A 12,023-nucleotide genomic window follows, 5' to 3' on the forward strand; every position below is an offset into this window, starting at 1 on the left:
TCGAACGTGTAACACCGAAAGATCCTAAACCGCAACCCAACACCCCAGTCAATCCGGGACAACCAAATACACCAAATTGGCCAGGCACTGTTGAGAGAATGGAGAAATTGACTCAAACAATAAGTCGCCGTATTAACTTCCGTTACCTTAAAAATGGAAAAGCTGCATATGGAACAATTGATCAACATATCAGCTATGAAAGAAATGCTCTTGTGAATTTGGTATCTGGTGATATCCATTATGAACAATGGAAGATTACTGGAATTAAGAACCAAGATGTTGTAGCTCCAGTAGCATCTCAACCATCAGTTACGAATAATGGTGAATCAAGAGTTGCTAGATCATCTAGAAGCAGACGAGCTTTGTCAGAAGTAGCTCCAGTTTCAGAGAATCTTTTAGCTACACAAGTTAATAATTCTCAAGTGTCTCCAGTAGGCTTAACTGTGACTGAAAATGGTGAGCGTTCTGTACGCCGTTCATCTAGAGGTAAGCGCGCTGCTGCAGCAAAACCAGATAGTTCAACTAATTCAGAAGCAAATTCATCCGTGAATGCAGTGTTCAAAGCTGTACGAACTCCTGTTACACCAAAATTTTATGCTACTGTAAATAAAGTAGGAACAATGGAGGTTAATCCAAATTCTCCTCAAGATACAGAAGTTAATGTTGACCTGAAAGAAATGGGACGTATTGTAGCAGTCAATAATAAAGGACAATATATCAATAAACAAGGAGAGGTTGTACAAAACATTGAAGACGCTCTCTATAAGTACTATGATAATGATCCAAACGATGCAACAAAAGCAGCAGAAACAAAAATTCCTGAAGCTCCAAAATTCCATGTATTAAATAACGAGCAACCAACTGTTTGGGGATATAATATTGTTGACAAGACAATCGAACCAAATGACGAATCTGATCCTGATCGCATCGGAAAAGATACCTTTGTAACATATAACGAAATTATTGATTCATTAACTAAGGAAACTGAGCAAACTGTAAGCTTTACTGGTGCAGGTTCTGCAACTCCTAAAGATAATGTGCAAAATGACTTTGTCTTCAAGGGATCATATAATGAAGCGACTAAAGAAACAACTTGGGAAAACAAGAACCATACCTATGGAACAGTTAAAGTACCAGTTGTGACAGGATATTTTGCTGATAAAGCAGAAGCTGGTGCTAAGACAGTTACGCCAGATCTGCCAAGAGCAATAGATACAGTTACATATAGAGCTTTGGGTAAAATCATTCCAGTAGATGCTTCTGGAAATGTGATTGCAAATGCTCCTCAACCACAATACCTGAATGATGCAAATGATCCTCGTAAAGCTGGAGAAACAGCAGTACCTGAAATTCTAGGCTACAAACCAGAGCGTACAAGTGTCACACCTAAAAATCCAGGTGAAGATACAAAGATAACTTACGTCAAGACAGATCAAGTTGCAGTGATTCGTTATATAGATGTTGATAATAAGGATGAGGTCGTTCATACAGACAATGTTACTGGTAAATCTGGAGAAAAGATTGCCTATACGACAGAAACTGTTTTGAAACCATTGATTGAAAAAGGCTACTTATTGCAGAAAGATGGTTTCCCTACAGATGCAACTTTTGATACAGATGAAACAAAAGTTCAAGAATATACAGTCCTATTGAAACATAAAATCACTGTTAAAAAAGATACTCCAAAACTTGTGGAAAGAACGATTCATTATGTATTTGCAGATGGTACAAAAGCAAGTGAAGATCACCATGATCAAGTAAGCTTTTCACGTATGTTAAGTATCGATAATGTGACAGGTAAGACTACAAGTACATCTTGGGTTGCTGAAGATGGAGTGACAAGTTTTGACGAAGTGGTATCTCCAAGCATTGCAGGCTACAATCCTGATCTTGCTAAAGTAGATTCTGTTCAAGGAATTACAGCAGAAACTGAAAATCAGGTTGTAACTGTAACTTATAGAAATGTTCAACCAATCCCAATTCCGACTCCAACTCCAACTCCAATTCCGACTCCAACCCCAACCCCACAAGTTACGCCGGATCCAGTACCGACTCCAGCCCCAATCCCAACTCCGGTTCCAACGCAAACCCCGGCTCCACATGTGCCGTCAGAAGTTCCAAACCAAACTCCAGTTTCCAGAGAGAATGAAAAAGAACTTCCTAAAACTGCAGGTCACTCTTCTGGAATGGCTCAAGTTCTGGGAGTACTGGGCTTAATTGCTGGATTCAGTTTAGTTGGAAAAGCAAAAAGAGATGAATAAAATCAAAACAAAACTCTAGACAACAAAAGATTGTAAGTGTAGTGTTTTAGGGAGTGAGAATGTATGTCAATACAGCATCAATTCCACTCCCTTTTTTATCATAAAAAGTTAGAGAGAAAATATATGTATTCAAGAGTAAAACGGAATCAAATGAATAAGGTAAACAAGTATTCCATTAGAAAATCAAGTTTTGGTGCAGTATCTGTTGCTGTAGCTGCCTTAATGGTTTTTGCTACTTATTCAGGTGTGAGTGCAGATGAACAGAAAGTAGATTCACATCGAACTGAAAAAGAAGAACAAAAAGTCTCTACAAAACCAGACGAGACCAAGCAAAGAAATTCAGAGGAAAAAATAGCAGAATTGCCTTCCACTCTTCAAGCTCCAGTTTTGGAAAAAGAAGAATTAGATGTCAATGCCCTTCTAAAGAAGGAAGCAGAATCTAAAGTAGTAGCTGAGACAAAAAATTCTGACTCAAAAGAATTAACCTCTAAAGAAGTAAAACCTAGCGAAGAAAAAACTACTTCACCTGCTTCAAGTGAAAAGGTAAAAGAAGAAAAATCAGTCGAAAAAACTACTCTGGATCAGGTTGTATCAGAAGCAGAAGTTTTAAATCAAGTCGCTTTACGTTATTCTCAAGAAGCAGAACGTAAAGCTGAAGAAAAAGCCTTAGTTCAAGAAGCTGTTAAGGCAGCCACCATTCAGATTTCACAATCAAAAGCCTTATTAAAAGATTCATCTGTGAGTGCAGAAAATCTTAAGACTCAATTAAATCAACTGTATTCAGCTATTGAAACAGTGTATACTGAGTTGCAACGTGCAGGACATGGCAAGAAAATTAGCGCTAGTCTATCGCCAATTCAAACACAAGATGTAGCAATCGATAATGGAAATATTATTGCCAGTGGTACAATCGATATGGCGGATCGTGTGACTTCAACAGGTATTGCTGATTATCGTTTCCAATTAAAATTTAAAAATGGTGTCTATCATAAGGGGGATATCTTCACAATTGGCTTGAAGGAATTACCGCAAGACAATAATCTTCCTCAAAAATTGGTTGCTGAAGGTAAAGTTTTTGCAGAACGAGTGAGTCTGGTTCAGAAAAATGATAATGCCAAAGCTGGAAGCCTTTCATACTGGGCTTCACGTGGAGATCGTGACGTTGCTTTGGACACAAAAGAATCATGGGATTTAGTTGACAAAGGAAGTCATATTGAAGCAACATACCGTTTCACTGACGAAATTGAACGCCTAGACGATGTTACTTTTGAACTTCAATACAGAGGTGGAATTCGTTATCCTCGAGTGAATGTGGATAAATCTGTAACTGGTGTTATCTCAGTTAATGGTCAAAATGTAGTCACTAAGAATTACACTGTGATTAAAACAGATATCGGAGCACCTAAAGTTTATGATACACCTGCTACAGCTAACTTCACAGGTGATGTGATGTTGGATGATGATGGAAGTATCAAGACATACAACACTACCCTTCGTATTGGAACATGGAAATCAAACTTTAGTGCAGGGACTCGTTTCACTGTTCGTATCAATGATACAGAATTCAATAAGTTTGCTACTGTTGGTGAATTTATTGAACGTGGTGCCCACAATGTCGAAATGATAAATACTAGCCCTGATACATCAAGAACAAGGGTAAATCGCCATAATGTTATTTTGGAAGCACCTCGTGAAGAGCCTGATCAACATGCCAAATTTAAGATTCTTAAGGCGACAGATAATGAATTAACCTTTGAATTAGTATCTGGAAAGATGTTGGCTGGAAGAACTTATGTATTACGTACAAAAGATTTTGGAGTTGACCGTGTTCCAACAAGTCACACAGTTAATTATCTGAATGAAGCTAGAAATGGTTTTAAATCGAATGTTTCAGGAACATTGACAGTTGTTGATGCCAAAGGTAAAAATCTTACAGACCAATACGAACAAGCTGCTGATTCTGACTGGAAAATTGCCAACCCAGATATGGTTAGAACAGATGGGCGCCTTGTATATGGAGATGTAGCTGTTCGCTTCGTTGATACTCAAGGGAAAATGCTTCTTCCTGCCATTGCAGCGGTGGAAAATGGAGGTATCCTTCAAGACAAATTCACTACTGTAAGACCATCTACCAAAATTGATACTAGCTATGTAGCTACTTTGGAGAGAAATACAACTGAGACAGAAGTTCAAGAAAACAAAGGAATTCAAACAACATCTATCACAGCGCCTTATTTATTGCATTCACCAAATGGTAAATATTATGTCTTCAAAGAGTATGCACAGAATGATCGTTTTTATAGTAATACGAAGACATCTGGTACGATTACACGAGCTCAAGCCAACGTGGTAGCTGTGTACGAAGAAGTTAAATTTGGTAAAGTTGATATTCAGTATCGTGATAAAACCAGTCAAGCTATTTTAGAAACATTCAATACACCACATGATAAGAGTTCAAATCTCATTAACTTGTTGGGAAATAACTATGATGTGACTGCTAAAGTTCCTGAACGTTTCGAAAAAGATGGTGTAGTATATGTCTTGTCACAAACACCTGCTAATAGTAAGGGACATTTGACACAGGCCGATATCCATGTTGTTTATGATTATCTTGCTCAACAAAAAGCACAGGTTAAATACCTAAATCAAACAGAAACAAGTCCTAAGGTTTTAGGAAATGTGGATAGTGTAGTTGGTCTTCCAGGTGAAGCAATTGCTTATAATTCAAAAACTCGTATTAATCAATACCTAAAACAAGGATATGAATTAGTACATGATGGTTTTGCAAATGCTAATGATAAACGCTTTGATAGTGAAAAACAAACTGATCAAGTATTCTCAGTTCAATTAATCGAAAAAGTTGTGACTGTCACAGCAGATGATCCTAAACCAATTGCTGGAAATCCATTAGTAGCAGAAGATGCATTGTCACCTGTTTGGCCTAAATCGGTTGAAAACTTGGATACACTAAGAAAAATGACCAAACAGACCATTCACTACAAATATCAAAAAGATGGTAAACAAGCTTTCAAAGATGTAGTTCGATCTGTAGTTTTTGAAAGAGTGGCGAGAGTTAACCTCGTTACTGGTGCTGTTATTTATGATAATTGGAAAATCACAAGAATTGATGATAAACCAGTAGCTTCAGTGGATAGGACTGTTCATAAACCAAATGTCACTCCGCAAGGAGTAACAACTATTGCAGCAACTCCTTCTGGTCAAGGGAATGGAATTTCTATCAAACCAGTTTTGACTGTTCTGAATCCAGTTGTTGCATCATCACCAATTGTTGCAAGACCCGTTGTATCGGTCAAGCCAGTAATACCTGTTAAACCAGCAGTGTCAACTCCTGCTAAGCCAGCGCCTGTAGTTCAACCAAAACCAGTAGCACCATCAACACTAGTAACAACGGTCAAACCAGTAGTTTCAACACCAGTAACTCCAGCGCCTGTTGCTACACCACAACCAGTTGCTCCAGTAAAACCAGTAGCACCTGCATCGGTAATAACGGTTAAACCAGTAGTATCTACTCCACTTACACCAACACCAGTTGTGCAACCAAAACCGGTAGCGACTACTGATTTAAAACCTAGCTTAACTCCAGCTGAAGCCTTGGCTGCAATTAAACCAACAGATTTTTCTTCACAAACATCTGTTAATAAGAAAACAGAGACAAGACCTGTTCCTGGTGGAGCAGCTACGACTACAACTACAACGACAACTACTGTTACTTCAAACGCGGCAACAGCGGGTCCTACAACACCGATTGTCACTATTACAACAAATGAAACCGAAACTCATTCAGAGGTGACAAGTGTTATTCATACCGGTACTACTAGCTACACGCATGTGGTCGGAGTTGTTACAAAACCAAACGTAGTTGTAACTCATCCAAAACCAAGTGTTCAGCCTAAACCGCATTTAACGAGACCTCATCATAGACCAGTACACCATGTTCCTTCACATCATGGTAAACAAGTTAAATTAGTCAGAACTGGACCAGGAAGTCGTGCTCATGCTAGACGGCATCGTTAAATTAAAGAAGTGTCACTGCTGATTTAACTAATAGGATAGTATTAGATAACGCAAAAAAATGAGCAACTTTACATCAAAAGTTACTCATTTTTATATTAAAGACTTCTTAAAATTTTCTATTTTTTACTAGATCGCTGCAATCAAGTCTTGAGCTTGTTTTTCAAGTGAGTTTAAGACTGTTTCTTCGAGAACCAATTTTCCGTCTGCCCAGGCAGAGTCATTGACACGTGCGGCAGTAAAGTCTCCAACGACTTGTGTACGGATAAATGGCAAGAGATCTTTGTAGATAGCGAAGAGTTGATCGTGACCTGCATTGGCTACAGACGATACTGTGACAAACTTGTCTTGAAGGGCAGAAGCGCCACGTGTATCAGACAAGTCAAGGGCACGAGATAGCCAGTCAAGCAAGTTTTTCACTGTACCAGGGATAGAGAAGTTGTAGACTGGAGAGAAAATCCAGATGGCATCAGCAGCGAGAACTGCTTCACGAGCAGCCGCTACAGCTGGATGAGTTGGAACTTCCAAATCTTGGCTAAAGAGAGGAAGAGATGAGTAATCGAGGTAGCTAACTTCCGCTTTACCAGCAAGTACTTTCTCAGCTTCTAGGGCCATTTGGTGGTTGAAAGAACCTTGGCGTAGGGATCCGACGATAAATAATACTTTTTTAGACATGATGTGTCTCCTTTTTCTTAAATTCTCGAGAATTTCCTCGTTGTTATAAAATATATTACAACAAAACAAAAGGACTTGCAAGAAATTTGCTCAGAGATAATTAAAACTATAAAATTGCAGGATATCTAATCACTTGCGACTGGAATGCATTGGGTTTTCGCAGAGCATTCCTATATTCTCTTGTAATATGATGACATAAGTGCTAAAATAAACAAGAAAACTCGAAAAAGAAACCGTAGAACGGCTATTTTCCGGTATTATTTCATGAACAATTAGACGAACAATAATGGCATTGAAGAATGCTTCTAAAAAGGGGTGGAAATCATGTAAGGAACAGATTAACAAGTGACGGACAAAAGAAATAACAATACACTTGTTAAAGGAGAAAAGATGTTAATAAGAAATTATCGGAAAAATATTGGCCTGATGGCTGGAGTTGAGTTTTTTGCATTTTTAGGGATTACCAGTTTTTGGATTCTCTTTCTCAGTCAAAATGGAATGTCTCTTTGGCAGATTGGACTTCTGGAAAGTATTTTTCATACGACCAGTCTTCTCTGTGAAATTCCATCTGGTATGTTAGCTGACCGTTATTCCTATAAGACTAACCTTTATTTAAGTCGAATAGCAGGAATTGTGTCCTCTATTCTTATGTTGGCTGGGCAGGGAAATTTTTGGATTTATGCACTAGCTATGGCGGTAAGTGCCTTGTCTTATAATTTTGATTCAGGAACAAGCGCGGCAATGGTCTATGACTCGGCTGTAGAGGCTGGACTAAAGGAGCGTTACCTATCCATTTCAAGTTTCCTATCAGGAGTGTCAGAAGGAACCCAGTCTTTTGGGACAGTGCTAGCAGGATTTTTTGTTCATGGTCAATTGCACCTGACCTACTATATCATGATTGCGACTTCTATCATAGTTCTTTTCTTGATTTGGATGCTGAAAGAACCCAGTGTCAAGGTAGAAAAAGCTGATAGTGTGACCATGAAACAAATTATTTGGACTGTTAAGGATGAGTTGAAGAGAAATCCCATGCTTTTAAACTGGATGATTTTATCTCAGATTGTCGGAGTACTCATGTGCATGTTTTATTTTTACTATCAAAATCAGTTACCAGATTTAAGTGGTTGGCAAATTTCAGCAGTTATGCTACTTGGTAGTCTCTTGAATATCGTCGCAGTCTATCTAGCGAGTAAGATTGGAAAGAACTATGCTGCCTTGAAGCTTTTTCCTATTCTCGTCCTGCTGACTGGAGTTACCTACCTGCTGTCCTACTTTGGAACACCTCTAATCTATATTTTGATTTATTTGATTAGTAATGCTCTGCATGCTCTTTTTAAGCCGATTTTTGACAATGATTTGCAAGAGCGGCTCCCAAGTGAAGTAAGGGCAACCATGCTAAGTGTCTACTCTATGATGTTTAGCCTCAGTATGATTGTCTTCTTTCCACTGACAGGCTGGTTGATTGACCATTTAGGCTTTGTACTAACATTTCTTTATTTAGGCTTCTTTTTAGTCATGATTAGCCTTCTACTAGCTATCTTTTTAGGAAAAATGGCTAAAAGAATGGATGATAAAGTGATCCCATAGATCAAAAAAACTACGAAAACTTGAGTATCAAAGCTCAGGTTTTTTAATAGGTTGATTTTGGAGTTGTCTTTACTTTTCCTGCTCGGTTTTAATCAAGAAAAATCGGTTTGCTTTGAAGGAAGAAATAGAATTGGTTGCTTATACTCAATGAAAATCAAAGAGCAAACTAGGAAGCTAGCCGCAGGTTGCTCAAAGCACAGCTTTGAGGTTGCAGATAAAGCTGACGTGGTTTGAAGAGATTTTGGAAGAGTATTCTTGCATTCGCTTGTAATAAAGCCCAATAGATGGTAAAATAGACGAGTGAAAAAAAGACAAAACAAAGCAAAAAATAATCTACTGTGGCAGTATGGTCTAGGGATGACGATTTTGTTTGTGGTTATCAGTGCTTCCTTTCTGTATCTGGTGTTTCTGAGTATGAAACCCTATCAAACAGCTAAAAGTGAAGGAGAAAAATTAGCTCAACAGTATGCAGGATTAGAGCAGGCTGATCAGGTTGACTTATACAATGGCTTGGAATCCTATTACAGCGTTCTTGGGCGTAATAAACAGCAAGAAGCACTTGCTGTCCTGATTGGGAAAGATGATCATAAGATTTACGTTTATCAGCTAAATCAGGGTGTTTCACAAGAAAAAGCAGAAGCGGTTTCTAAGGAAAAAGGAGCTGGCGAGATTGACAAGATTACCTTTGGCCGTTATCAAGATAAGCCAATCTGGGAAGTCAAGTCAGGCTCTGATTTTTATCTAGTAGATTTTGAAACAGGAGCATTGGTCAATAAGGAGGGCCTATGAAACTATCCAACCGTGTTTTAGAAATGGAAGAAAGCGTCACTCTGGCTAGTGATGCAAGAGCAAAGAAGTTAAAAGCTGAAGGAAAAGATGTACTTTTCTTAACTTTAGGTCAGCCCGATTTCCATACTCCCAAAAATATTCAAGATGCAGCTGTTGCAGCCATTCGAGATGGACGTGCTTCTTTCTATACGGTAGCTTCAGGTTTGCCTGAGTTAAAAGCAGCAGTCAATACCTATTTTGAGCGTTATTATGGTTATTCCGTGGCGGCCAACGAAGTCACATTTGCTACTGGTGCTAAGTTCTCACTCTATACTTTCTTTATGGCTGTGGTTAATCCAGGTGATGAAGTTATTATCCCAACCCCATATTGGGTTAGTTATGGAGACCAGGTCAAGATGGCAGAAGGGATTCCAGTCTTTGTCCAAGCCAAAGAAGACAATCACTTTAAAGTAACTGTGGAGCAGTTGGAAGCAGCTCGCACAGATAAGACAAAGGTTTTGGTGTTGAATTCGCCATCTAACCCCACAGGTATGATTTACACTCGTGAGGAACTCTTGGCAATCGGAAACTGGGCTGTAGAAAATGATATTCTCATCCTAGCAGATGATATCTATGGTCGCTTGGTCTACAATGGTCATGAGTTCACACCGATTTCTAGCCTATCCGAAGCGATTCGCAAGCAAACAGTGGTCATCAATGGTGTGTCTAAAACCTATGCTATGACTGGTTGGCGGATTGGTTATGCTGTCGGTGAAGCAGACATTATCGCTGCCATGTCCAAGATTGCAGGTCAAACAACCTCGAATCCGTCAGCAGTAGCCCAATATGCAGCAGTTGAGGCTCTATTAGGTGAACAAGATACTGTAGAAAGCATGCGTCAGGCTTTTGAAGAACGTCTCAATACCATTTATCCCCTTCTTGCAGAAGTGCCAGGATTTGAAGTGGTCAAACCGCAAGGAGCCTTCTACCTCTTCCCAAATGTCAAAAAGGCCATGGAGATGAAAGGCTATACAGATGTGACAGAATTTACAACCGCTATCTTAGAAGAAGCTGAAGTAGCCTTGGTAACAGGAGCAGGCTTTGGAGCGCCAGAAAATGTCCGCCTCAGCTATGCGACAGACCTAGACACGCTTAAAGAAGCAGTTAAACGCTTGAAAGTATTTATGGAAAAATAAAAGAAAAGGAAAAATAATGACAAAACGTGTAACGATTATTGATGTAAAAGACTATGTTGGTCAGGAAGTGACGATTGGGGCTTGGGTTGCCAATAAATCAGGAAAAGGAAAAATTGCCTTTTTGCAATTGCGTGACGGAACAGCCTTTTTCCAAGGTGTAGCCTTTAAACCAAACTTTGTAGAAAAATTTGGTGAAGAAGTAGGAGCTGAAAAGTTTGATGTTATCAAACGCTTGAGTCAAGAAACGTCTGTTTATATGACAGGTATTGTCAAAGAAGACGAACGTTCTAAGTTTGGCTATGAGTTGGATATTACAGACATCGAAGTAATCGGTGAATCTCAAGACTACCCAATCACACCAAAAGAACACGGGACAGACTTCTTGATGGACAACCGTCACTTGTGGCTCCGTTCTCGTAAGCAAGTAGCGGTGATGCAAATTCGTAACGCGATTATCTATGCAACTTATGAGTTTTTTGACAAGAACGGCTTCATGAAGTTTGATAGCCCAATTCTTTCAGGAAATGCAGCAGAAGATTCAACAGAACTCTTTGAAACGGACTACTTCGGAACGCCAGCTTATTTGAGCCAGTCAGGTCAGCTTTACCTAGAAGCAGGTGCTATGGCCCTTGGTCGTGTCTTTGACTTTGGTCCAGTATTCCGTGCTGAAAAATCAAAAACACGCCGTCACTTGACTGAGTTCTGGATGATGGACGCAGAGTATTCATACTTGACACACGACGAGTCACTTGACTTGCAAGAAGCTTATGTAAAAGCTCTTCTTCAAGGTGTTCTTGATCGTGCACCTCAAGCCTTGGAAACATTGGAACGTGATACAGAGCTCTTGAAACGCTACATTGCAGAGCCATTCAAACGCATCACTTACGATCAAGCTATTGACCTCTTGCAAGAGCATGAAAATGATGAAGACGCTGACTACGAACATCTTGAGCATGGTGATGACTTTGGTTCACCACATGAAACTTGGATTTCAAACCACTTTGGTGTGCCAACATTTGTCATGAACTATCCAGCAGCCATCAAGGCCTTCTACATGAAACCAGTTCCTGGAAATCCAGAGCGCGTGCTTTGTGCAGACTTGCTCGCTCCAGAAGGCTATGGAGAAATCATCGGTGGTTCTATGCGTGAGGAAGACTACGATGCATTAGTTGCTAAGATGGATGAACTTGGTATGGACCGTGCAGAGTACGAATTCTACCTTGACCTTCGTAAATACGGTACAGTTCCTCACGGAGGATTTGGTATCGGTATCGAACGTATGGTAACCTTTGCAGCAGGAACAAAACACATCCGTGAAGCTATCCCATTCCCACGTATGTTGCACCGTATTAAACCGTAAATAAATATATAAAAGTAAAAGGTCAAATTGGCCTTTTATTTTTTATGATGAAATTACACAAAACAGTGATTGATATATATATATATATATATAAAATCCTCATATTTTGTACATAAACGTAGACAGTTTAGTTGAAATAATGTT

Annotated in this window: 6 protein-coding genes and 1 pseudogene; 6 read left to right on the top strand and 1 reads right to left on the bottom strand. The window is 39.2% G+C overall.

From position 1 onward, the window contains the following. A pseudogene (locus tag O3599_RS05820) lies at positions 1-2,261 on the top strand (hypothetical protein); the annotation flags it as partial. Between the two features lie 150 nt (positions 2,262-2,411). Continuing rightward, positions 2,412-6,296 (top strand): YSIRK-type signal peptide-containing protein, encoded by a 3,885-nt coding sequence (locus O3599_RS05825; RefSeq protein ID WP_371512240.1) that lies wholly within the window; start codon positions 2,412-2,414, stop codon positions 6,294-6,296. Between the two features lie 126 nt (positions 6,297-6,422). Here O3599_RS05825 and O3599_RS05830 read toward each other — a convergent pair whose 3' ends face one another. After that, on the bottom strand, positions 6,423-6,968 hold the full coding sequence (locus tag O3599_RS05830) for an NAD(P)H-dependent oxidoreductase (protein ID WP_261017807.1): 546 nt from the start codon (positions 6,966-6,968) through the stop codon (positions 6,423-6,425). A 390-nt stretch (positions 6,969-7,358) separates the two neighbouring features. On the opposite strand from O3599_RS05830, the gene O3599_RS05835 reads away from it, so the two are divergent. The 4 genes from O3599_RS05835 (at position 7,359) to asnS (ending at position 11,879) form a co-directional block, all read left to right on the top strand. Beyond that, entirely contained in the window at positions 7,359-8,555 is a 1,197-nt protein-coding gene (locus O3599_RS05835; protein ID WP_371512243.1) for an MFS transporter, read from the top strand. 300 nt (positions 8,556-8,855) lie between these two features. Beyond that, on the top strand, positions 8,856-9,344 hold the full coding sequence (locus O3599_RS05840; RefSeq protein ID WP_293964001.1) for a DUF5590 domain-containing protein: 489 nt from the start codon (positions 8,856-8,858) through the stop codon (positions 9,342-9,344). Further along, positions 9,341-10,519 carry a pyridoxal phosphate-dependent aminotransferase gene (locus O3599_RS05845; protein ID WP_371512245.1) on the top strand — a complete coding sequence of 393 codons (1,179 nt, stop codon included), beginning with the start codon at positions 9,341-9,343 and terminating at the stop codon, positions 10,517-10,519. Before O3599_RS05840 ends, O3599_RS05845 begins: the two co-directional genes overlap by 4 nt. 16 nt (positions 10,520-10,535) lie before the next feature. After that, the gene (gene asnS, locus O3599_RS05850) at positions 10,536-11,879 is read left to right on the top strand and encodes an asparagine--tRNA ligase (protein WP_371512247.1); all 1,344 of its coding nucleotides are present in this window, start codon (positions 10,536-10,538) and stop codon (positions 11,877-11,879) included. Positions 11,880-12,023: the final 144 nt, after the last annotated feature.

Source organism: Streptococcus sp. 27098_8_103 (assembly GCF_041432345.1).
GTDB classification, from domain to species: domain Bacteria; phylum Bacillota; class Bacilli; order Lactobacillales; family Streptococcaceae; genus Streptococcus; species Streptococcus mitis_BV.

What these genes read in the sequence shown, in the direction of transcription:
- O3599_RS05825 (WP_371512240.1), top strand. Translation starts at nt 2,412, where the DNA reads ATGAATAAGGTAAACAAGTATTCCATTAGAAAATCAAGTTTTGGTGCA.
- O3599_RS05830 (WP_261017807.1), bottom strand. Translation starts at nt 6,968, where the DNA reads ATGTCTAAAAAAGTATTATTTATCGTCGGATCCCTACGCCAAGGTTCT.
- O3599_RS05835 (WP_371512243.1), top strand. Translation starts at nt 7,359, where the DNA reads ATGTTAATAAGAAATTATCGGAAAAATATTGGCCTGATGGCTGGAGTT.
- O3599_RS05845 (WP_371512245.1), top strand. Translation starts at nt 9,341, where the DNA reads ATGAAACTATCCAACCGTGTTTTAGAAATGGAAGAAAGCGTCACTCTG.
- asnS (WP_371512247.1), top strand. Translation starts at nt 10,536, where the DNA reads ATGACAAAACGTGTAACGATTATTGATGTAAAAGACTATGTTGGTCAG.